Here is a 22,710-nt window from a genome sequence, read left to right as displayed (position 1 = left end):
AATATGAAGAAAAAAACTTGGATCATTGTTGGAGTGGTAAGTGTAGTTTTGGTGATGATAGGCGCTAGCGTCTATCATCAAGCTTTTGCGAAAGGACCTTCTGTAACGACTGCAAATGCTGAGAATGAAGTAATTACAGATACGTTAATTGTGCCAGGTACATTATCTTTGAAAAATGAACAGAAAGTGTATCCTGGTATAGATGGCGAAGAAATTGCTGAAATCCTTGTAAAGGAAGGCGATGCTGTTGAAAAAGGTACAGCTGTCGCCAAGTATGATGATACACGAGTGGCGATGGAGCTTGAAAGGTTGAGTTTACAGATTGAATCTGGTTATTTACGAATCAATCAAGTGGACAAACAATTAGATCGACTCTCAGACCAAGAAAATGAATTGCGTGATCAAGTCGGCAAAAAAGAAGCCGCTAAGCAAATAGCACCGGAAAGAGATCAGCTGCAATTAGATTTAAGAATGGCAAATTTAGATGTTCGTCAGTTACTTCTAGAAAAGAAAGAAATTGAAGCACAACAAAAAGATTTAGAGATAAAAAGTAAATTAGACGGAACAATTTTACAAGTGAATGAAGACCAACCAACGGATCCAATGGCTCAGCAGCCAGTCATCCATATTGGTAATACGGATGAAATGGTAGCCCGAGGTGTTTTATCAGAATTTGAGTCTTTAAAGGTCGAGAAAGAGATGAAAGCGACAATTCGCACAGATGTATTACCTGATAAAGAATGGAAGGGGAAGGTTAATTTCATCGGTTTAATGCCAGATGAAAACAGCCAGTCTGTCGCTGGTGAAGCGACCCCAGCGCAATATGGAATGACAGTTGAAATTGAAGATGATATAACTGAATTGCGCACAGGATTCCAATTAATTATTGAAGTGGAGACAAGTAGTAAGAAGGCACTTACTGTCCCATCTGAGTCTGTGTTATCTGCGGATGGTGAATCTTATGTATATCTTTTAAGAGATGGAAAAGCTCATCGTCAAGACGTGAGTGTAGGCGTTGCCACTGGTGAAAAGATAGAGATATTAGATGGTTTAACAGCTGAAGATGATGTGATTACTAATCCTTCTGATGAATTGAGTGATGGCTTGGAAGTGGAAGTCGAATGATTCATTTACGAGAAATCACAAAATCTTATCAGATAGGCGATGAAATGGTCGATATTTTACAAAGCATTGACTTAACGATTGAAAATGGAGAGTCACTCGCAATTATGGGACCGTCTGGTTCTGGAAAATCGACATTAATGAATATTATTGGTTGTCTAGACCGACCGACGAATGGAACCTATCAACTAGACGGTGAAGATATATCGCAATATTCTGAAGTGGAACTAGCGAAAATTAGAAATCGGTCCATTGGTTTTGTCTTTCAACAATTTCACTTACTACCAAGGCTGACGGCTTTAAAAAATGTTGAACTTCCGATGATCTATAGTGGTCTGAATAAGAAGGAAAGAATGGCTAAAGCTGAGCGGGCGCTCATTAAGGTGGGTTTAGAAGACCGGATGGAACAGCTTCCGAGTTTGTTATCAGGCGGACAGAAGCAACGGGTAGCCATCGCCCGTGCACTTGTGAACGAACCGAAGTTAATCTTGGCTGATGAACCGACTGGCGCGCTCGATACAAAAACGAGTGAAAATATTATGGAGCTTTTTACCCAACTAAATAAAGAAGGTACTACGATTGTAACGGTAACACATGAACCGGAAATCGCCGCTTATGCGAGTCGTAGAATTCTCGTCCGCGATGGTATCATTGTCGAAAATGAGCGCCAAGTAGGGAGGCGATGACTTTGAGCCTTCTTGAAAGTATAAAAATGGCACTTAGTTCGTTAATGGCACATAAGCTGCGTTCCATTCTTACAATGATAGGGATCATTATCGGTGTTGGCTCTGTTATTATTGTTGTTGCTATTGGCCAGGGCGGGGAAGCCATGTTGAAATCGCAACTCACAGGCCCGGGAAATACGGTTGATTTATTTTATCAACCGTCAGATGAAGAGATAATGGCCAATCCTAATGCATTGTATGCCTCGGCTTTTTCACAAGAGGATATTCGCGCTTTAGAGGAAATTGATGAAGTGAAAAGGGTCGTTGCGTCAAGCTTAGAATTCGGCCCTGTCCAGTTTCGAGATCAGCAGATAGAAGCAACTTTAATGGGGATTAACGAATCTTATTTTCAATTGAACCCGTTAAATCTATCAGATGGAAGAGGTTTTACAACAGCAGATTTCTTAAGTGGAAAACGGGCTGTTATTGTTAGTCAATCACTTCAGGAAGAGCTATTTGAAGGAGAAGCAGCAGTGGGTGAGGTGATTCGCCTTGGTGCTCAACCGGTTGAAATTATTGGTGTGCTAGAAAAACCAACAGGGATTTTCTCCTTCGGTAGTATGGAAGTATACTTGCCTAGTTCGACTTGGTTAACGATTTATGGCAGTAGTGATATATCGCAAGTGACATTACAGACTGATTCGGCAGATGATCTACAGCAGGCAGGAGAGAAAGCAGTCTCTCTAATGAACAGTCGCTATAACACGGAAGAAGCATACCAAGTGTTAAATATGGAAGAAATCGCTGAAGGACTCGGTCAGGTCACAACAATTATGACGATGATTATTGGTAGTATTGCCGGGATCTCATTATTTGTCGGTGGAATTGGCGTCATGAATATCATGCTTGTCTCTGTCACAGAGCGTACGCGTGAAATTGGCATAAGAAAAGCGTTAGGCGCAACGAGACAGCAAGTATTAACTCAATTCCTCATAGAGTCAATTACACTTACTTTCATTGGTGGTGTAGTCGGTATTCTGCTTGGTTGGGGTGTGACAACATTAATTAGTCTATTTGCGGGTTGGCCGTCTCTCATGAGTTGGCAAGTCATTGCTGGAGGCATGCTATTCTCTATGCTAATCGGTGTCATCTTTGGGATATTACCTGCAAGTAAAGCATCAAAGCTCGACCCTATTGAATCATTGCGTTATGAATAATTAGAAGAAGTGTAGTAGATAAGCTGCACTTCTTTTTGTTAGAGGAGGAACCGTGATGTGGAACGATTTAAAAGCACTAGTATCAGAGCCGTCTATGCTCTTTAAACAGTTAAAGCAAACACCAAAGGTGAAAAGTGCCTTATTTATCGTCTTTATTTTATCCTTTATCCATATGTTTTTCGGTGCATTTTACGTAGAATCCAGTATATTTTCTGAAGTCGGTTTGGGTGAAATGGGAGGTATGTGGCTAAGTATCGTACCAATCTCTATTGCCAGTTTATTTGGTCCCATATTTTTTATAACAGTTGTGAGCTTAATAATTTGGGTCGTAACAAAAGTGGTCAAAACAGGTGCAACCTTTACACAATTATTTTCCATGTATACATATATTGTCATTGTAACGACTTTTGGTAATGTCTTGAATGTCATTATTCAAGCCCTAGTTGGTAGTGATGGCTTAATTAAGATAACAAGTATTGGTTATTTGTTTAACAGTGACGTGTCAAGTCCGCTACATATACTCGAAGTATTCTTTATATGGGAACTTATACTCGTAGGTATAGGTCTTCAATATACAGCTGGAATTAGGAGAATGTGGGCGTGGATAATGGTTAGTCTTTATGTTCTTTTCATTTTCATTATAACGATCCTCCCATAATGAAGGAAGAGAGACGGTGGTAAGCTGATAGATAAGAGGAATGAGATGTCTACCTAGGCGGTTTCGCCAAATGAAAAAAGAAGTGTGGGCAAATGAGAAATGCCCACACAACTTCTCTTGTCTAATTAGGAGAGCAATAAGTTATTCACCTACTTAAATTTCTTCCCAGACACTAGATTCACCTGGCACGTCCCCTTTTGACCACCATTTAGCCTTATAAAGTTGCCCATTAAACAGTACTTGGTCACCACCATAGTAAATGACTTCGCTATTCCATTCACGGTTTTCCGCTTCGCTGATGAGTTGCCACGCACTCGATATACCAGGTTGATCCCCTTTTGTCCACCACTGTGCCTCATATGTTAAACCGTTATAAATTACACGATCCCCTTCTACATAAATAGTGTCTGTCTGCCAGGTATCGCTTTCAATAGGCGTTTCGGGTTCTGGGTCTGTGCTTGGTTCTTCCGGTTCAGGTATTGGCTCAGGATCCGGTTCGGGTGTAGGTATATTACTTTCACCAGAGAATTCGGCATCAATCACATGATAAAAGGCATTGCTTGTATTCGCCACATCCCATACAGCTAAGATCACATGATAGCCTTCACGCGCAGGTACGGTTACTTCATGTGAAACGGTTGAGCCTGGGACTGCCCCATGATCATTTTCTTCAAAGAAAGGGGTTAATTCAAATTGATCTCGTGTTAAGGGTGCATTAGGGTCCCAATCTTCTTTTGTTATGTAATAATGCCATTTGGCTGTTGAGTGAGCAGCAGTCAAATGCCATGTAAATGTTTGCTCCCCTGCATCCATATCGACTTTTGCCCATCGCGTTTCGGATTGTTCGTCCAATTCAGGAAATATCCCATTGGCAGAAGCAAATTGGCCATCTTCTAAACCTGCTTCAGGAAAACCTTTTGTTGTTTCGGTTGATTGTGGTTCATACTGAACTCCGCCACAATTTTCATTGACACCTTGTGCACATAAAAGGGCACGAGAAGGTTGTTGCTCGACATAACCATGTCCGAATGCTGCACCTGGAGCCATAAGCATGGCAGTCATAAGTATCGCCCCACTGAGGTACCGTTTTTTATTTCCATTCATATCCTTCATCTCCTTTAATAATTGAACGTACTAAAAGTGTATCGTTCTATTGGTTATGAATAAATGTCAGAAGGACCTAATTTTTCATTTAGATACGATAGCCCAAGTTTTGTAATATAATATCCAATTGATATCTGTATAGATAGAGGGAACAAGGGTAATGGTTTAACAAACGTTTGAGTTAGAGACGCTTTTATTGAAAAATAAATACTATAACCCTTGTTTTACAAGATAGTATCTTTTATACTGTTCCTATACCTTGTAAAACAAGATAGTGAAATGGGTGGAAAAGAAATGTCGCAAACACAAATGATGAAGGGAATTATCGATGGCTGTCTGTTAGCGATTATTGATGGTAAAGAGTGCTATGGCTATGAAATGGCTGAACGGCTAGGTGATTATGGCTTTGATGCGGTGAGTGAAGGGACGATCTATCCGCTACTCATGCGCATGCAAAGAGAAGGATTAGTCACTTCTGTTCGCAGAGCATCGACAGCTGGACCGCAGCGAAAATATTATTCTCTTACAAAAGAAGGCAAGCAGGCATTAGCAGAATTTATCCTGAGGTGGCAACAGCTAGAGAAAAGCGTCAATGCCGTCCTAAAAAAAGAAATGGAATAGTGGAGGTGAAAAAAATGGCATTAACACAGAAGAGTAGAAAATTTCTTGAGGACTTGCATATCTATTTACTATCAAGTGGAAAAAACCTCAACGAAATTAAGGAGATTACTACAGAACTCGAAGATCATCTAATAGAAGCAGAAGCAAATGGTAAATCGATTGACCAAATTGTAGGAGACTCCCCAAGTGCCTATATGGAGAGTATTTCAGGTGAAATGAAATCAGATCTTGCATCATGGGCAAAGTACTTTCCACTTGTCTTGCTGGGACCGATTGCTTTTACCATATTCGGAGATTTACTTGATAATGGAGTACTCGCTTATAGTCTATTTAATATCATTGGAATCATTGTTTATACCATCCTATTTATTATGGGTGTTTCCATTGTATTCAAATATACATCAAGAAAACAGACATCCGTCACAAAGGAAATAATCATCTTATCGTTACCAATCATCGTTAGCATGCTGTTTTATCTATTAGTCCTATTTTTGGATACAATGATAGACACACCGATCGTCAACTTTGGAGAAATCGGCAGTATTGTGTTGGGGAGCGTTGTATTCATACTCATCATCGCCTTCTCCATATGGAGCAAAACGATCATTATTCCAGTTGTTTTACTCGCACTTTTCTTACCAGATATTTTACTTAAGCAAACGGCGCTATCTGAATCAAGTAAGCTAATTATTGGCATGTTCATTACTTATAGCCTCATTGGACTGTACTTGTTTTATATTTTTGCAAAGGAAAAGAAGAAGCAGCAAGGAAGTGAATGAGGTACTAATAATGATTTATTTTGTTAGGCATACTCACTCTTTCTATTCGCAACAGGTCTTAGAAACAGGCAAGAGAGTTTAACATTAAGAGCAACCCAGGAGTATAGCGAAAAGATTAGATTTACTCAATTTGGAGAATTAAAGTCTAGAGCAAAATTATAACAAAAGGGGCTTAGTGTTAAGTCTAAAAACGTTGAAGCTATTATACTTAAGTATTGGGGTGATTGTATGAAATATACTTGTCCTTGTTGTGGTTATAAAACATTAGATGAAGAACCGCCAGGAACTTATGATATTTGTAGTATCTGTTTTTGGGAAGATGATGGAGTTCAGTATAGTGACTCCGATTATGAGGGCGGTGCAAATATCCCTTCTTTAAGGCAAGCACAAAAAAACTATGTTGTATTTGGTGGTTGTGAAGAAAGATATATTGAGTTTGTAAGGAAGCCTAATGAGAAAGACGTAAAAGACCCTAATTGGAAACCATTAAAATTTTAAAGAAAGTTATTCAGCTAAGGGAGCTTTCCTTAAATAAAGGGAAGACTCTTTGTTATGATGCAAGGGGCAGTTTAGTTTAAGAAGGATATTTTTTTACAAACATTCATAATAGAAGGGTAGATTCTAGGGGGAATAAATATTATTTCATTATTAAAAATAAAAGAAGTGAAGATGGAAATCCTTAGTAAAGGTAACAAAGGGCAAACTATCATTATACTAACTGGAATGGGCTGTTCTTTTGATGAATGGTACAACATTACAAAGGTTTTAAGCCAAACAAACAGAGTAGTAATGTTTCACAGACCTGGACTTGGAGAAAGTGAAATTCGGAATGGGAATGAAACTCGTAATACACAGGCTGTCGTTAATGAATTACTTGAATTACTGACTGTTCTTGAAATTACTGAACCAATCATATTGGTTGGTCATTCATATGGAGGATTGTGTGCACAACACTTTGTTAAAACTCATCCTCAAAAGGTTGCAGGAATAGTTTTGGTGGATTCAACTTCTGTGGATTTACAGGAATTGGACCAGTTACATTTACCTGTATTGGATGAAGATGAGACCGATGAAGATTGGTTAGAGAAATGTAATTCTTATTCCTCGATGGAAGAAGAACAATTAAAGAGAATTTTAAATCCTACTATTCCTGAAGAGCTAAAATCAATTCCTGAAGAGATTCAACAAAGGTTATTAGATTTTCAAATAAAACCTTCTTTATACAAAGCTATGCATTCTGAAATAAGCAATTGGAAACAAGATGCTAAAATTATTAAGTCCTTAGAAACTACTATTAATGTACCATTAATTGTTTTAGGGAGAGATAAAGAGTTTAACATTAAGCTAGGAAAACAGGATGGGCTACCAGAAGGAGAATTAATAATCTTTGAAGAAAAATGGCAAGAACTCATTAACAGACAGGTTAACCTTTCTAACGATAGCAAAATCGTATTTGTAAGAGGTGCAAGCCATTCTATACATATTAATAGACCAGGCATTATCATTCAAATAATTTCTGAGATTGTGAATAAACATACTTAGAGTAACGGATGCAATACTTGATTAATGGTATTGTTCCTTTCTTATGTCACATAAGGGGCAGGTTATTTTAAGAAGGAAAACGAATCATATTGAAGAATAAAGTATGTTGAGCATAAAATAAAGCGGGAAATCAATGCGTAGTGTCATTGTTTATCTTTTGGGGTTTGGCATTCTTTTAATTGGTTGTTCAAATCAATCAAGTGTTATTAAAGTTGAAGCTTATAAGGCTAAGGATATTCCTTTTGAAGAAGGGTCAGGTAGAGTAACTATTGCTGTTAATGAACCAATTTCCGATGAAGTTGCCATTTCTGACGGACTTATTGAAGTAATTGTATCGGCAAAAGGCCTGAAACATTCTGTCAACTATGAGATTTCACTTGAAGGAGAGAAAAACCAAGGAGTCGTTTTTGGACCTAAGGAAAATGTTAAAATAACTTTTGGAACAATGGTAGGAGATACTTTATTTAAGCCTAATGAGCATGGGGAATTGTTTGTATCAATGCAAAACCCATTAAGAATTGTATTAAACGTAAAAGAAACAAGAGTAGTTGTCTCAGAGGATGGAAAAGAAATTTTAAGGACCGAACCCTTTATTGTGTCGGAAAAACTCCCTAAAAAGAAATAAAGCGTTGATCCAAAAAAGGATGAACGCTTTTTTATTGAACTTCTTTTTAAACAAAAGGGGCAGGTTAGCTAAATAAACTATAAAAAACTCGGTTCCTAAACATCGTAAAGAACCGAGTTTTTTATAGTGTGAACCTATATTTTTCTGATGCCCTTCTTAATTCATGACTTTTAAATATTGTAATTATTAATCGTATATTACATTTTTTCCTTCTTCAGTTAACTTTTTTAATGATGCAATCATATGATTAATTTCTTCATCGGAATGTCTATCCCATGCTCCCAATTCTGCTAAAATTTTTAAAGGTGATTTAGATCGATAAGAACGTGTAGGATTTCCAGGAAAACGTTTATCAGTTAAATTCGGATCGTTTTCAAAATCACCTAATGGTTCTATGATGTAAATTCTTTCTTTCGAAGTAGACTTTGCTAATTCGGCACCCCATTTTGCTGCTTCTAATGTTCCAGTAAAATAAATAAAGTTTGATTTTTTATCTTGGTAATTTGATAAGTGTTGTGGTTCTAAAAGGTCTCCAATTTTTAGTTTTGCTTTAGTACCATGAAAAAAAGGACCATGATCTAAGACATCTTTATTATCATTCATACGGATACACCTCTGATTTAGATTTGTAAATAATAGTATAATGTGAGAACTATTCAAAGTATAGTCTATAAAGAATTGTGAATTTGTAATATAATAAAAATAGAGGAACGAGTTCTCAAATAAAAGAGGGTCGTTCCATATCTATTTACTTAGAAGATAGTTTTTTCAATTGCTTAAATACGGAATTTGAATGAGAAGTGAGAACGTATTTATAGTAAATGATCAATTACTAAATTAGATTGGATCAAAGTGAAAGCTAAGATTCTTCTTCAAATAACGGGTGCGATACTTCAATAAAGAGGTATCGCATTTTTAATTGAACTAAAGTGGCAGATTAGTTGAAGAAGGAAAATAACGAATAAATAAAGAATCATTAGGAAAAATCGTTTACCGGAGGAAGTTTATGAAATTTATTCTTATATTTGGACCCCAAGCAGTAGGGAAAATGACTTATTAGGCGGGAAATGAAAAGTTAAAAGAATTTTATTTTAAAAATGGTTTTGAATATCAAGGAAATTATCCTGAAGAAGATTATTTGATTAGCATTTTTAAATCCAACTAATACAATCCACCTTATTCAACAGAAGGGTCCAAGAGTTAAAGATGAGGATCGCTGGAGCGTGCCTTTTTTTTGTTTAACAAACGTGGCATGTTTGTTGTACAGTACAGATTTTTCAAAAGTAGTTTAACTATAATAAAAACTTATAGAAATAGATAAATAATTCTAAATTTTCCTGTAATTACCGATAGTGTAGAATTAAAAATTGAGAACAGTTCATAAAAGGGGATGCTAAGTATGGGGATTGATTTTCATAAGGATGAAAATCGTATGACTTATACGACTCGAAAAGCAGATAAGTCGTGGATGGATGCTATAAATGAGCTTGTACCAATACAACATATTTCTAATGCATTGGATATAGGGTGTGGTGGAGGAATTTATTCTAAGGCATTATCTGATATGGGCGTAAAATCTATTACTGGTGTCGACTTTTCTAATGCAATACTTGAAGGTGCTAAAGAAAACTGTAAAGATTATAGGAACATAACTTTTAAACAAGGGAATGCTTTACATACGGAATTGGAAAGTGACTGTTATGATTTTTTGCTTGAAAGAGCATTGATCCATCATATAGGCGATTTACAGAATTGTTTTGTGGAGGCATATAGATTATTACAAGATAATGGATACTTCATTATTCAAGACCGTACGCCCGAAGACTGTTTATTAAAAGGGAGTGACAGTCATATTAGAGGGTATTTCTTTGATTTATTTCCAAAGTTAATAAATAAAGAAACTAAAAGGAGATATAGTAGCCAATATGTTGAGGAAGCACTTCAGCAAGTAGGATTCAGAGAAATTCAAGAAGTTAAATTATGGGAAATTCGAAGGGTGTATGATTCCAAAGAACAATTACTTCAAGATTTAAGCAAAAGAGCAGGAAGAAGTATTCTACATGATTTAGAAGCTAGAGAATTGAAAGTATTAATTAAATATATAGATGAACTAATTTCAACTGAGCAGAACATAGTTGAAAAAGACAGATGGACGATTTGGAAAGCAGTTAAATAGGTGTATCATTTGTTATTTTGTGAACAAATACACTTAAACTACGGGGCAGGTTAGTGGAAGAAGGTATTTCTATATTTTTACTTGAATATATCTATAAAAAGACTATAAGATGGAGGGCTGTTTATGGCATTAGTATCAATCTATACTGTTGGTAGGCTAAACCATCATTATGACCACCCTACCTCTCGTGAATTTTATCAAGTTGGAAATGGAGTATATCGTCAGGCAACTAAATCAGGACTTATAGAGGCATTTTCACCTGAAGGAGTCCCTTTCCCTGAAGAAACCGTAAAGGGAAAGGGCTCTCCTATTCTTACTCTTACGGTATGGAGAAATCTTCAATCCTTATATCGCTTTACCTATTCGGGACAGCATATACAAGCATTACGGGATAGAAGCAAATGGATGGAGCAATATCCAGAGAAACACCTTTCTTATGTAGTTTGGTGGACAGAAAACTTGAAGGATGTCTCATGGGAGGAAGCATTTAAGAGATATAACTATTATATTCAGCATGGCCCAACTCCTTTTGCATTTGATTTTAAGCATGCATTTGATGAAAAAGGGGAGAGGATCATGATTAGTAACGAGGGCTCACTTAGGAGAGAATTGTGAAGTGTTCCACTTAAACAAACAGGTGCTTTAGTTTAACAAAATTAAGTCTTATGAACAATGAAGATGTTAGTTATTCAATTAAAGGGTGCGTTTATTGTGCAACGTGTCTTTTTTTAGGACTAATTATTGTAATATTAGAAGATTGGATTGAAAAGTAGATGGAAATAAGATTAGCTAAGTTAAAGGACTTAGAGCAGGTGGTATTTATATTGAATGAGGCTACATTGGAATTACAACAAAAAGGGATTCATCAATGGGAATACCCTTGGGATAGGAATAAAATACAAAACCAAATAAAAAATAACTACTCTTATGTATTATTAAAACATAATAAAATAATAGGAACCTTTTGTATTAATGATATAAACTATATCAATGATTTAACAGTTGATGAAGAAAGTAAATACTTATCTCAAATTGCTATTTTACCCAAATTCCAAGGAAGAAATGTTGGTTCCGCAATAACCGACTTTACTTGTTCTTTTGTAAAAGGATTAAACCAAACTCTATATTTAGATTGTTGGGCTGGTAATGAGAAGTTAAAAGAATTTTATTTGAGGAATGGATTAGAATATATAGGCGATTTTCCAGAAGAAGACTATTTCATTAGTGTTTTTAAATATAGTTGTATTTCCTCATCAAAATAGAGCAGCTACCATACGAAGTCGTAGGAGTTGGTTGGTTCTTCAAGTCTCTATTTTTAATCGCCAACATAGAATGATTCCTGTATCTACGAAACCAAATGAGAAGCATCTAAGATAGTAGTTTCTAATATAGATTCTTTCTGGTTTTCTGCAACTTCAAGTGTTATTACTTCATCTTATCCCCTTTGATCGATCTTTCGTAATTCAATCATGTGTTTATCTCCCCTCTAATTCAAGCCATTAAATCACACATAACTGCTCGTGTTGCTTTGAAATGAAGTTTGATGAAAAACATCGTTAGTTCATACTCTTTAAAATTTCAATTCCAATATAAACATAAATATTTCCTTTACTTTCCCTTAAATTTTTCCAAACCAAAATGATACTTGCTTCGTCTAAAATGGGTGATAGGGGTGAAGCTTAGATGGCTGATGAAAAAATAGCAATAAATGTTAATGACATAGAAAATACTGAACAAATTATCGGCCAATTAATGGATAACTACAGCGATGATGTACTGCATCTTGTTTTTTCATATGTGAAGAATCGAACGACAGCTGAGGATTTAACGCAAGAGATATTTATTAAGTGCTATGAAAAACTAGGTCAGTTTAATCATAAGTCATCAATAAAAACGTGGCTATATCGAATTGCCATTAATCATTGTAAGGATTACTTGCGTAGTTGGCATTATCGCAAAATAAAATTCAGCGATAAAATTTGGGACCATATCCCATCCAAGTCAAAACATGTGGAAGAGGAAATAATCTCAAGAAATGTAGCGGACAGTTTAACAAGTGCTGTGATGGATTTACCAGTAAAATACAGGGAAGTTGCCTTTTTACATTACTACGAGGAGCTTTCATTAGCAAATATCAGCAAGATTACGGGTGTCAATAGTAATACATTAAAAACTAGATGAAAAAGGAGGTTTAATCATGGGCGATCCATTCTATAAATTAAAGAATTCTATAAAAAAAGATTTTGCAGGTCTTTCTTTTTCCGAGGAGAGAAAAAATGCGGTGAAAGAAACGATCCGTAGGAAACAATCTCACCTAGAACTACATAATTGGAAAGTAGAAACCCTTAAAAATATATTAGAGTCACTGCAAGATGGAACAAAGCATGGGTACGATATTTCCACCCAACTATTTCGAAAGAATGAGCTTAGCTTCAAAAGCAATGAAGGCCAGCTTTATATCCTTTTACATCTACTTGAAAATAAGAAAATCATTACTTCAAAATGGATTGAAGACAGGAAATACTATTCCCTAACTACGAAAGGAAAAAAATATGTATCTTCTTGGGAGCATAGAGGTTCTAAACAATGCGCATCACTGAACTATTTAATTGAGGAGGCTTCTTTATGAGTTCTTCCAAATTTGAGGAATATTTAAGTAAAGTCATCTCTCAAGTGAAATCCAAGGAAGCTCACAGTATGATCAAAAAGGAGCTTAGTGATCATATGGAAGAGCTCAGCAAATCCTTTCAAGAGAGAGGAGTATCTATAAAGGATGCGGATAAAAAGGCAATGGAGGAAATGGGAGATCCCTCTACCGTTGGTAAAAAAATGAATCATCTTCATAAACCGAGAATGGATTGGCTCCTTATTGTTTTATTTGTTATTCTTGCAGGGGTTAGTTTTCTTCCACTGATTGGTGGTTTTTCAGAACCAAGCATTTCTTTAATGAAAAATCAAGTAGTCTGGCTCGTGCTTGCAATTCTTGCTCTCGTAGGATTTCTATTCTTTGATTACAGGAAACTGAAAAATTTGTGGATGTATTTTTATGGAGGTGGCTTAATCCTTTTTCTTACAACTTTTTTAGTTGGTATGGAGGTTAACGGAGCCAAAAGATGGATTTCTTTCGGGGGTATGACGATTGATGGTCCAGCTATAACCTTATTTTTATTTTTCTTAGCGTGGGCCGGCATTTTTGCCAAAATCAATGAGTTTAAGGGTTGGAAAAAACAAGGAATGCTATTATTCCTATTTTGGACTCCAGTCCTTCTCTACATCATGGTCCCACAATTTATGTATAGTATAATATACTTTTTTTGCGTATTAGCGATGTATGTTTTTTCTTATGTTCATTAACAATTTGCCATTAAAGTAGCCGTGGGTAATTTGCTTATAGGTATCATTTTCATTAGTACAATGATCCTTTATTTCCCTAATAGCTTTCTCTCTGATACACTCATACCACTGAAAGATATCCTTTCAGAGGCTGGTTGGTTCGGCAAGGGACTTTACAATGATCTAAAGCTCCCTGAAGCACATACAGATTTGGTATTCCCATTTCTTGTCTATTCTCTTGGCTGGGCATTCGGAATGATCCTTTGTCTACTTCTCTTTGTATTTATTTTGCGGATTTCATTAAATGCTTTTAAAACAAAGGATGTATTCGGCAGATTATTAGCAATCGGTGGGGCTGCATTATTTATTGTTCCCGCTTGTTGGAACATTCTAATGGGTCTTGGAATCGTCCCAATCATGGTAGTTCCCTTGCCGTTTATTAGTTATGGAGGAAGCATGTTGCTAGTTTACTCTGCACTACTAGGCCTTATTCTGAACGTTTATCGAAGAAAAGATATTGTCGAACCTACAATAGTAAATTAATTTAGTGTATAACCGTTACCAAATACTTTATTAAAACACATATTGAAATCGAAAGCCTGTATCTTAGATTAAAATAACCTTTGATACAGGCTGATTTCTATTTCGCGGTTTGGTATAAAGTTTGATCAAGAAATATCTCGAAATCCATATTTTGCGTTAACTTAAAAAGCCCATTTTGAAATAAAGATTGATCAAAATGGGCTTTTTCTTTGTGAAGTATTATACAATTTTTATAAATAAGTTTGATCTTTTTTGTAGTATGTTCTTCCAATAAAGCGCAATTTTCTTGAATAAGACTGATAGTAAAACAATCTTCAAAAAGGCTCTTTCAAACAAACATGAACAAAATTAATTAATCCAATGAGAAGTTCGATGTATATGAGAGGATAATGTTGTCTTTACATCACCTTTAGTCGAATTAATTTGCATTTGGGTCAAGAATATACTGGTGGACAGATCAGCGTCACTGAAATTAACATCTCGTAAATCCGCAACAATAAAATTGACTGCCCTTACTTCAATCCTTTAACAAAAAAGAGGTAACAATTTCTCGACTCTCCGGTAGTAGTTAAGAAGAAATATGTAATGGTTGATTTCTAAGTCGAAATGGCAAAAAAAACTATATATGGTTCGAGACACAATACTTAAAGACCCTTTGAGCTAACGAAGAGAGATAGTCACACAAATTAGACTGAAAAAAATTAGTGCGTTTAAATTAGATTGCAAAAATTGTTTTGAATCTGCCGACATTCCTCAAAAAAGAAAGTGGAGTATCTTGTCGTTAAAATTATTTGTATTCATTTAATGACCAATAAGACAGTAAGTTAATAAAGATCGTTCAATAAAAGTAAAACAATACAGAGGCCAAAATTCTTAAAGTAAAGTTATTTGGCTTTTTTCGTGTTTAGTTGATACAGAATTAAATTGATAGACTTCATTATTAATTGGTAAATGGTAAATAAGAGGTAATAATAAAACACTTGGCATAGGTGAATAAACATGATAGATACAAACTTATCTTTGATGGTATGAAACGTGTAAAAGTAGAGCCGCGAATGCAAGTGATGGACAGTAGTTTAATCATCCAATATTTGTTAAAATGAAAATGTAAAAGGAGTGATTGTGTGAGAGCGTTAACAATAGGTATCCTGACGGGTTCTTTTGTTTTTATTCCCCTTTTAATTTTTAATGGACTCCATTCGGCAATGGGTGGTGGATTGCTAATTGGTTATTTCGCTTTTGAAATCACTTATTTTTATAAGATAGAAAATAATCGACATAAGAATATTGGAGAGATGAATCAGAAAAGGTGGAATCTCAGACGTTTATAAAAGAGAAAGACAGCTTCATTATTGCAATTGCAGCCGTTTCTGGTGGAGGGAAAACAGAGATAACGAAGGCATTGTTTAATCGCTGTACCTCTTTTACAATCGGAGTGTTGTCCTATACGTGAGGTCGCGCCATTTTCAATCCACTGGATGATACTACTCGGTCCTGCTAGCTGAAATTCATCGAAATGGAGCGTCACAGTATGCGGCAGCTGATTATATGGAGAAGAGGAGAGGCGCATATCCATATGCTTGAGACAGTCAGGATGGATGCAGATAAAATCATCGATGGCACTTTAAGCAAAGAGGAAACCACGCAACAAAAATAGAAGAAGTGAATAGGAGAATAAAAGATGAGTCAGACAGCAATAGATAAAATATGGCAGCAATATCGACAGCAACACTCAGAAGCACCAGATACTTATGCAGCATGGGCGTTCGGTGATAGTGAAGAAATGGCGGATGCCTTGGTGGAACTAGTTGCAGAAGGGAAGAAAACAGCAACAGCATCCAATTACCTTTTATACGAGTTAGAAAATGAAGATTTGCCGCAAGTCGGACAGTTGAATATTATTCTTGATGGCAAAGGGTCGCCGAAATTGATTGTTAAAACGACAAATGTGACGGTCGTGCCTTTTGACGAGGTAACAGAGAATCATGCATTTAATGAAGGGGAGGGTGATTGTTCGCTAGCTTATTGGAGAGAGGTACATGAAGCCTTTTTTAAACGAGAGCTAGCACCTTTAGGGAAAGACTTTCACGAAAAAATTCTCGTCGTATGTGAAGACTTTGAAGTTGTTTATAAAAAGGAGTGACAAAACAATGACGATTGTCTTTGAACTTGTAAGAATTATTGCTATCTTCTTAGTAGTAGGTTGGTTAGGAAGTGAGGCGTTAGCAGGTGTCTATACAATAGGAGGAGAAACGGTTACGCAACCTTGGATGGGCTTTCTTGGTATTTTACTTCTATTATTTGTGCTCTATCGGAATAAATGGCAATTTTCTGGTTGGTATAAAGGGGAAGGAGGAGAGAAGCTATCAAAGCCTCTGACGAAAACAATCACGATGATAGCCATCTTGCTTATCATTGTCCCATTTATTTATCACCCGTGAGGATGACTAGAGGGCGTATATGATAATAAAAAAGCACATCAATCTAGTAAAATGTTGATGTGCTTTTTCGCAGTGTTGATTAGTCTTGTTTAAAGCGGCTGCCTCTATTTAATAACTTCGCTTGTCTCTGCTTGATTCTTTCTTTGGCAGCTTTTGTTGCCTCGTGATCGATGATGATTTCAGTTATTTCGTCTTCCTTCATTGTAATAAGAAGCCATGTACCTTCGACTGAGTCAGGAGGTAGGAGATGAGCCGCAATTATTTTTTCCACTTGATCATCACCGACTAGGAGCACAGCTTTGCCTTCTTCCATTCTATCTATAACAGCTTTATTCACTCGACTCCACTCCTCTTAGAAACAAATTATAGATTGATCTTCAATTTCTTTTGCTTTGGCTGGGCCAATACCAGCAATGCGTTGCAGGTCATCATAGGAAGTGAAAGGTCTTTTCTCGATGATTTCCTCGGCACGATCTGGGCCAATTTCATGGATTTGTTGCAATGTTTCAGCATTCGCTTCATTAATCATAATATGATCTGCAGGACAGCTTTCAATGACAACTTCCTCGTTCGCTTTGTTATCTTTTTTCTCTTTTACCCCATTTATGGAGAGGTAGTCATGGCCATCTGTTTGAATGATAACCGTCCCATTTTCGATCGTGCCGTACACGTCAATATTCATTTGCTGAAGGCGGTTCAATACTTCTTGATGTGGGTGACCGTAAGAATTGTCTGCACCAGCAGAGTAAATAGCGATTTCAGGATGGATTGCTTCTATAAATGCCTCGCTATTAGATGTATCTGAACCATGATGTGCGATCTTAAAAATATCTGCTTCTATGTTGCCTGAGGCGAGCATCTCATTTTCGGCTGATGTTTCCGCATCGCCTGTGAAGAGAAACGATTGTTCTTTATAAGTGACCTTCATCCCAATCGAGCTATTATTCAAATCTTCTTCAACAGATGATGGGTGAAGAATATCGATCTGTGCTGAACCAATTGTAAATGATTCGCCTGCTCTTGGTATATGGTAAGCTGCTTCACTTTCAATAATGGCATCTAATGCGTCTTCATATACTCTCGACGTTGTTTCTGCTCCGCTCATCCACACTTCTTTGACAGGAAAAGAGTCAATTACTTCAGGCATTTGTCCAATATGATCAGCATGGGGATGAGAGCCAACGAGTAAGTCAATTTCTTTTACCCCAACTGATTGTAAATAGGGTACAACTTCATCGCCATCATGTCTCCCACTATCTATTAAAATCGTAAAATCTTCACCTTGTAATAATGTCGCCTCTCCCTGATCTACATCTATAAAGTGAGCTGTTAAGGTTGGTGAAAATGTTGTCTGTTCTTCAGTTGTTGTTTCAGTGGCACATGCAGTTAGTGTAACGGTGAATAGTATAATAACAATTAATAGTAATGATTTACGCCAGTTATGTATGGTCACGATGGTGTCACTCCTCTTTCGCACATTCGCTTCTGTGTTGATTATAATATAAAAGAAAAGGGAAATGTGGGAATCTGAATATTCCTTAAATAATGAAATAGATAGGTATGAAACTTGTCTAAACGGTCGAGATTAATTAGAATAGGATTGGGCTAGAGGAAATGGTTAAATATTGCTATCTGATTGTGGACAATGTATGATGTAAAATGATGGAACCAATGGCTCATTACAGTATAAAGAACAGTAAAAACATATATAAGCACTTATTTTATTTTATAGGATGATGGGTAATGAAAAGAGCGAGAATTATATATAATCCAACTTCTGGTCGTGAAATTTTTAAAAGGCATCTTGCAGAAGTATTAGAGAAATTCGAACGCGCAGGATATGAAACCTCTTGTCACGCGACAACTTGTGAAGGTGATGCGACAAAGGCTGCAAGACTTGCTGTTGAGAGAAAGTATGACCTTGTCGTAGCTGCCGGTGGAGATGGCACGATTAATGAAGTCGTCAATGGACTCGCAGAGCAGGAATTCCGACCGCAACTGGGTATTATTCCGACTGGGACAACGAATGATTTTGCTCGTGCACTGCACATTCCACGTGATGTAGAAGCGGCAGCGGATATTATTGTCAAAGGAGAGAAAATCCCTGTTGATATTGGCCGTATGGATAAAAAGTATTTTATTAATATTGCTGGTGGCGGTCGTATTACAGAGCTCACATATGAAGTACCAAGCAAGCTAAAAACGATGATTGGTCAACTTGCCTACTATTTAAAAGGAATAGAAATGCTTCCAAGTATTAAACCGGCTGATGTCACGATTGAATTCGATGGCAAAATTTTTGAAGGAGAAGCGATGTTATTCCTTGTCGCTTTAACAAACTCTGTCGGCGGTTTTGAAAAATTAGCTCCAGATGCCTCCATTAATGATGGAATGTTCACCTTGTTGATTTTGAAGAAAACCAATTTAGCTGAGTTTATTCGCATTGCCTCACTTGCCTTACGAGGTGAGCATGTCAATGATCCACATGTCATCTATGCAAAAGCGAACAGAATAAAAGTATATTCAAAAGATCCGGTTATGTTGAACCTTGACGGTGAATACGGCGGGGACACCCCAGCTGAATTTGTGAACTTGTATCGTCATTTGGATGTATTTGTACCACTCAATCAAATACGTAAACAAGATCGCCCTGATTATCAAGATTAAGAATGAATAAAAGCTACTGTCGTGATGGAGCCTTCAGTAGCTTTTTTTTAAAAACAAGGAAGGTGGGGGAACCATGAAAAAATGGCAATGGAAAGAATATAACTTATCGATTCTTTTACCAGAAAATGAAACACCGCAACTGACGATTATTGTTCAAGATGGCTCTTATTTGTTTGAGTACTTCGAGCAACACCCGCTGAAGCATATTGCCTTTGTAGGTGTTGACCCGATAGATCGTAATAGAGAATACACTCCTTGGTATGCAAAAGTAGATGACTATGCCTATGAAGGTGAGGCAGATACATATTTAACGATGGTTAAAGATGAGCTGTTGCCTTTTTTACATAAAGAATTTCATCTATCAATAGAACCGAAGCATGTAGGCATCGCAGGAGCATCGTTCGGGGCGCTCGTCTCCCTTTACTCTTTATTAACAAGACGTGAGGATTTCGACTATTATTTCTTACTATCGGCTTCTCTATGGTACCCTGACTTTCTATCATTCTTGCAAAAACAACCAGCCATTACGGATGAGAAACATATCTTCTGGTACGTAGGTGAAAAAGAAGGAGACGAATATCCAAATATCCTTAGAGAAATGGTACCTAATACAATAGAAGCAACGAAAGCACTTGAGGAGAAGCTCGTTCATCCACATGCGACCTTCCAGTTTATCACTGACGCGGAAGGGATTCATCGCCACCCTTATTTTGAGAAGTATTTTCGCGGGTTTATTCTTGAGGTGGAGGATCGGTTTGAAGCAAACATCACTAGTCATGCGTAATGCATGGCTTTTTTATTTAAAATTGAGGAAGAAACCTCCTTTCGTATTGCGCTTGTTTTTATGTTACAATCTGACTAGCGATTTGCACGGATTTTAAGAGAAGAGGAAGAATGAAATGAAGCAAACATTACCTGTTAAGAAAAACGATTATATAGATGTTACTTTTGAAGATTTAACCCATGAAGGAGCGGGCGTGGCAAAGGTCGACGGTTATCCACTATTTGTCCCCAATGCCCTTCCAGGTGAAAAAGCACAAATTAAGGTGCTTAAAACAAGCAAAGGCTATGGCTTCGGTAAACTAATCGAAACATACGAAGAAAGCCCTTATCGTGTCACGGCCCCATGCCCTATTTATAAGGAATGTGGCGGCTGCCAGCTTCAGCATTTAAGCTACGAGGGCCAGCTACTAGCCAAGCAAAAACAAGTCCGTGATGTGCTCACAAGGATAGGCAAGCTTGAAAACGTCACTGTTCACCCAACACTTGGTATGAGCGATCCGTGGCGTTACCGCAATAAATCCCAAGTACCAATAGGTGAACATGAAGGCGGGTTAATCGGTGGATTCTATCAACAACGCTCCCACCAAATCATTGATATGAAATCTTGCCTTATTCAGCAAGAAAAAAATGATGAGGTTATTCAAAAAGTGAAAGACATCTGCAATAAAAATGGCGTTCGTGCATACGATGAGCAGCGCCATAAAGGCGATCTTCGGCATATCATGGCCCGCTACGGTTTAGTTACGGGGGATGTCATGATTGTCCTTGTCACAAAAGCGAAGGATCTACCGAATAGAAAGAAAATCATCGCGGACATCACAGAGAATATTGCAGGCGTCAAATCTATCGTTCAAAACGTTAACCCTAAGAAAACAAATGTCATCATGGGTGACGAAACCCGTGTACTCTGGGGACAAGAAGTCATCTATGACTATATTGGTGATGTGCGCTTTGCCATCTCAGCAAGATCCTTCTATCAAGTTAACCCAGAACAAACAAAAGTCCTTTACGACAAAGCTCTAGAATACGCAGCACTCACAGGAAAAGAAGAAGTCATCGACGCCTACTGTGGCATCGGTACCATCTCACTCTTCCTTGCCCAAAAAGCCAAATCCGTCTTCGGCGTCGAAATCGTTCCCGAAGCCATTGAAGACGCCAAACGCAACGCCGAACTCAACAACATAACCAACGCAAACTTCGCCGTCGGAAAAGCAGAAGAAGTCATCCCAGCCTGGTACGAAAAAGGACACAAAGCAGACGTCCTCGTCGTCGACCCGCCAAGAAAAGGCTGCGACGAAGCACTGTTGCAAACCATTATTGACATGAAACCGAAGAAGGTTGTTTATGTGTCATGTAATCCTGGTACATTAGCGCGTGATTTAAGGGTGCTTGAGGATGGGGGGTATCGGACTGTGGAGGTGCAGCCGGTGGATATGTTTCCGCAGACGATGCACGTCGAATGTGTGGCGCAGCTTGTTTTGAAAGAAGGCAACTAACCCTTGTGGTGGTTGCTTATTTTTGTTCGTCGAAAGGATTTACGATGTTGCAATGAATCCTTGGGTTACTTCAGTGCTACCGGTACCTTTATTCACCAGTGAGTACAAGCCTTGATGAGTTAAAGTGTCTAGTATTGTTACTTCTTTATGTTTCCTAAATCACTCTCATAGTTCTCACTTTCGCGCTCTTATAGCTTTTCTTGATACTACGGTATTCCACAAGCTCTTCCCGAGATATTATTTCCTCTGCATACATATCAAGGTAATCCTTCTTTCTAGAACCTAATTTATTTGCTTTATTCTCAATCTTGGTCAGCTCATTTTTTAATCTGGATTTTCTTCTACTAGGTAGGAAATATCCTTGTTGAATATTGCCCAGTCCTTTTTCTTGTCTGACCGGAATAGAAGCTTCCCCCCATAATAAATGCAAGTGGTCTTGTGTCCACATTTGTTACATCGAAGATAACAGATATAGTAATCACCCCTCACTTCTTCCTCTAAAAGTTGAGTCGTACAGCGACAAATATTAAACATAAAATCAATCCCTTCTTTTTAGTATGTTCAGCAAAACCATTTGTTCACCAGCTTGTCAATATGTTTATATAACAGATTCGTTTAAGACTTAAATCAAAAATATTGATGAAAGAAAAAAATTGAAAAAACGTTGGCTTTACTTAGTAAAATGGTAAGATTGGTTCTATTTGGGATGAAGTTAACTGAGCATAAGTGGAATAGCATTAAAGGTTAATTCTTTTATAAAAGGTATATTGGATGTAAAGTGCTCCTTCTTTGTGTGCGTAACTTTTTGACTAGAGGATACAGGACCGGTGGTGTAAGCTAATTTAATTGAAGTAAGTTTTTTATTTTGTTTTCAATGTTTTCATTCCTGTTAAGATGAGTTAAGAATGGTGGTCTTTGGTCTTGATAAATATGGAATA

General features: G+C 37.1%; 26 protein-coding genes and 1 pseudogene. 23 read left to right on the top strand and 4 right to left on the bottom strand.

Annotation, left to right across the window (positions count from 1 at the left end; all coding sequences use genetic code 11):
• Positions 1–3 precede the first annotated feature (3 nt).
• The 4 genes from U9M49_RS16115 to U9M49_RS16100 are packed head-to-tail and all read left to right on the top strand — an operon-like array spanning position 4 to position 3,662.
• Positions 4–1,125, top strand: a complete 1,122-nt coding sequence (locus tag U9M49_RS16115) for an efflux RND transporter periplasmic adaptor subunit (RefSeq protein WP_307315174.1) — start codon at positions 4–6, stop codon at positions 1,123–1,125.
• Positions 1,122–1,808 carry an ABC transporter ATP-binding protein gene (locus tag U9M49_RS16110; protein WP_095370626.1) on the top strand — a complete coding sequence of 229 codons (687 nt, stop codon included), beginning with the start codon at positions 1,122–1,124 and terminating at the stop codon, positions 1,806–1,808. The genes U9M49_RS16115 and U9M49_RS16110 overlap by 4 nt, the downstream gene beginning before the upstream one ends.
• Before the next feature lie 2 nt (positions 1,809–1,810).
• The gene (locus U9M49_RS16105; protein WP_095370625.1) at positions 1,811–3,004 is read left to right on the top strand and encodes an ABC transporter permease; all 1,194 of its coding nucleotides are present in this window, start codon (positions 1,811–1,813) and stop codon (positions 3,002–3,004) included.
• A 55-nt stretch (positions 3,005–3,059) separates the two neighbouring features.
• Positions 3,060–3,662: a YIP1 family protein gene (locus U9M49_RS16100; RefSeq protein WP_095370624.1), complete on the top strand. Its 603-nt coding sequence runs from the start codon at positions 3,060–3,062 to the stop codon at positions 3,660–3,662.
• Positions 3,663–3,815: 153 nt separating this feature from the next.
• Here the strand turns inward: U9M49_RS16100 and U9M49_RS16095 are convergent, their stop codons facing one another.
• Positions 3,816–4,766, bottom strand: coding sequence for a lytic polysaccharide monooxygenase (locus tag U9M49_RS16095; RefSeq protein WP_322910170.1), 951 nt, complete (start codon positions 4,764–4,766; stop codon positions 3,816–3,818).
• 294 nt (positions 4,767–5,060) lie between these two features.
• Between U9M49_RS16095 and U9M49_RS16090 the strand changes: the two genes are divergently transcribed.
• The 5 genes from U9M49_RS16090 to U9M49_RS16070 all read left to right on the top strand — a co-directional run bounded on the left by U9M49_RS16090 (position 5,061) and on the right by U9M49_RS16070 (position 8,333).
• Positions 5,061–5,387, top strand: a complete 327-nt coding sequence (locus tag U9M49_RS16090; protein ID WP_095370623.1) for a PadR family transcriptional regulator — start codon at positions 5,061–5,063, stop codon at positions 5,385–5,387.
• Between the two features lie 14 nt (positions 5,388–5,401).
• A complete protein-coding gene (locus U9M49_RS16085) occupies positions 5,402–6,166 on the top strand; it encodes an HAAS domain-containing protein (protein ID WP_322910169.1) in 765 nt (254 codons plus the stop codon).
• Between the two features lie 228 nt (positions 6,167–6,394).
• Positions 6,395–6,664, top strand: a complete 270-nt coding sequence (locus U9M49_RS16080; protein WP_322910168.1) for a CPCC family cysteine-rich protein — start codon at positions 6,395–6,397, stop codon at positions 6,662–6,664.
• A gap of 165 nt (positions 6,665–6,829) precedes the next feature.
• Positions 6,830–7,708: an alpha/beta hydrolase gene (locus U9M49_RS16075; RefSeq protein WP_322910167.1), complete on the top strand. Its 879-nt coding sequence runs from the start codon at positions 6,830–6,832 to the stop codon at positions 7,706–7,708.
• 133 nt (positions 7,709–7,841) lie between these two features.
• The gene (locus tag U9M49_RS16070; protein WP_322910166.1) at positions 7,842–8,333 is read left to right on the top strand and encodes a hypothetical protein; all 492 of its coding nucleotides are present in this window, start codon (positions 7,842–7,844) and stop codon (positions 8,331–8,333) included.
• 186 nt (positions 8,334–8,519) lie between these two features.
• On the opposite strand, the gene arr is transcribed toward U9M49_RS16070, so the two are convergent.
• Entirely contained in the window at positions 8,520–8,936 is a 417-nt protein-coding gene (gene arr, locus U9M49_RS16065; protein ID WP_322910165.1) for an NAD(+)--rifampin ADP-ribosyltransferase, read from the bottom strand.
• A gap of 796 nt (positions 8,937–9,732) precedes the next feature.
• Here arr and U9M49_RS16060 point away from each other — a divergent pair.
• The 11 genes and pseudogenes from U9M49_RS16060 to U9M49_RS16010 all read left to right on the top strand — a co-directional run bounded on the left by U9M49_RS16060 (position 9,733) and on the right by U9M49_RS16010 (position 16,826).
• On the top strand, positions 9,733–10,509 hold the full coding sequence (locus U9M49_RS16060) for a class I SAM-dependent methyltransferase (protein ID WP_322910164.1): 777 nt from the start codon (positions 9,733–9,735) through the stop codon (positions 10,507–10,509).
• A gap of 123 nt (positions 10,510–10,632) precedes the next feature.
• Positions 10,633–11,124, top strand: a complete 492-nt coding sequence (locus U9M49_RS16055) for a DUF3291 domain-containing protein (protein WP_095370607.1) — start codon at positions 10,633–10,635, stop codon at positions 11,122–11,124.
• Between the two features lie 209 nt (positions 11,125–11,333).
• Positions 11,334–11,771: a GNAT family N-acetyltransferase gene (locus U9M49_RS16050; RefSeq protein WP_322910162.1), complete on the top strand. Its 438-nt coding sequence runs from the start codon at positions 11,334–11,336 to the stop codon at positions 11,769–11,771.
• A gap of 421 nt (positions 11,772–12,192) precedes the next feature.
• Complete coding sequence (locus U9M49_RS16045; protein ID WP_322910161.1) at positions 12,193–12,690, top strand: sigma-70 family RNA polymerase sigma factor; 498 nt, start codon at positions 12,193–12,195, stop codon at positions 12,688–12,690.
• A 16-nt stretch (positions 12,691–12,706) separates the two neighbouring features.
• Positions 12,707–13,138, top strand: coding sequence for a PadR family transcriptional regulator (locus U9M49_RS16040; protein WP_322910160.1), 432 nt, complete (start codon positions 12,707–12,709; stop codon positions 13,136–13,138).
• Positions 13,135–14,385, top strand: a pseudogene (locus tag U9M49_RS16035) (FtsW/RodA/SpoVE family cell cycle protein). The gene U9M49_RS16040 and the pseudogene U9M49_RS16035 overlap by 4 nt, the downstream one beginning before the upstream one ends.
• 1,124 nt (positions 14,386–15,509) lie before the next feature.
• On the top strand, positions 15,510–15,716 hold the full coding sequence (locus tag U9M49_RS16030; RefSeq protein ID WP_322910159.1) for a hypothetical protein: 207 nt from the start codon (positions 15,510–15,512) through the stop codon (positions 15,714–15,716).
• A complete protein-coding gene (locus U9M49_RS16025) occupies positions 15,695–15,838 on the top strand; it encodes a hypothetical protein (RefSeq protein ID WP_157733799.1) in 144 nt (47 codons plus the stop codon). Before U9M49_RS16030 ends, U9M49_RS16025 begins: the two co-directional genes overlap by 22 nt.
• A gap of 78 nt (positions 15,839–15,916) precedes the next feature.
• On the top strand, positions 15,917–16,042 hold the full coding sequence (locus U9M49_RS16020; RefSeq protein WP_267892258.1) for a hypothetical protein: 126 nt from the start codon (positions 15,917–15,919) through the stop codon (positions 16,040–16,042).
• Positions 16,043–16,066: 24 nt separating this feature from the next.
• On the top strand, positions 16,067–16,528 hold the full coding sequence (locus U9M49_RS16015; protein WP_095370589.1) for an ASCH domain-containing protein: 462 nt from the start codon (positions 16,067–16,069) through the stop codon (positions 16,526–16,528).
• Between the two features lie 7 nt (positions 16,529–16,535).
• Complete coding sequence (locus U9M49_RS16010; RefSeq protein ID WP_095370588.1) at positions 16,536–16,826, top strand: hypothetical protein; 291 nt, start codon at positions 16,536–16,538, stop codon at positions 16,824–16,826.
• Positions 16,827–16,905: 79 nt separating this feature from the next.
• On the opposite strand, the gene U9M49_RS16005 is transcribed toward U9M49_RS16010, so the two are convergent.
• Both U9M49_RS16005 and U9M49_RS16000 read right to left on the bottom strand, forming a co-directional pair.
• Positions 16,906–17,163 (bottom strand): DUF3006 domain-containing protein, encoded by a 258-nt coding sequence (locus U9M49_RS16005; RefSeq protein WP_095370587.1) that lies wholly within the window; start codon positions 17,161–17,163, stop codon positions 16,906–16,908.
• Positions 17,164–17,178: 15 nt separating this feature from the next.
• Positions 17,179–18,279 (bottom strand): MBL fold metallo-hydrolase, encoded by a 1,101-nt coding sequence (locus tag U9M49_RS16000; RefSeq protein WP_157733797.1) that lies wholly within the window; start codon positions 18,277–18,279, stop codon positions 17,179–17,181.
• A gap of 290 nt (positions 18,280–18,569) precedes the next feature.
• Between U9M49_RS16000 and U9M49_RS15995 the strand changes: the two genes are divergently transcribed.
• The 3 genes from U9M49_RS15995 (at position 18,570) to rlmD (ending at position 21,772) form a co-directional block, all read left to right on the top strand.
• A complete protein-coding gene (locus tag U9M49_RS15995) occupies positions 18,570–19,493 on the top strand; it encodes a diacylglycerol kinase (protein WP_095370585.1) in 924 nt (307 codons plus the stop codon).
• A 73-nt stretch (positions 19,494–19,566) separates the two neighbouring features.
• Positions 19,567–20,277: an alpha/beta hydrolase gene (locus tag U9M49_RS15990; RefSeq protein WP_095370584.1), complete on the top strand. Its 711-nt coding sequence runs from the start codon at positions 19,567–19,569 to the stop codon at positions 20,275–20,277.
• 115 nt (positions 20,278–20,392) lie between these two features.
• A complete protein-coding gene (gene rlmD, locus U9M49_RS15985; protein ID WP_095370583.1) occupies positions 20,393–21,772 on the top strand; it encodes a 23S rRNA (uracil(1939)-C(5))-methyltransferase RlmD in 1,380 nt (459 codons plus the stop codon).
• Positions 21,773–22,710 lie beyond the last annotated feature (938 nt).

Origin of the sequence: Cytobacillus sp. OWB-43, from assembly GCF_034651445.1 — a bacterium.
Lineage (GTDB): Bacteria > Bacillota > Bacilli > Bacillales > Cytobacillaceae > Cytobacillus > Cytobacillus kochii.
Note: the sequence above shows the minus strand (reverse complement) of the source record. Positions and strands in the feature narration are given on the sequence as shown.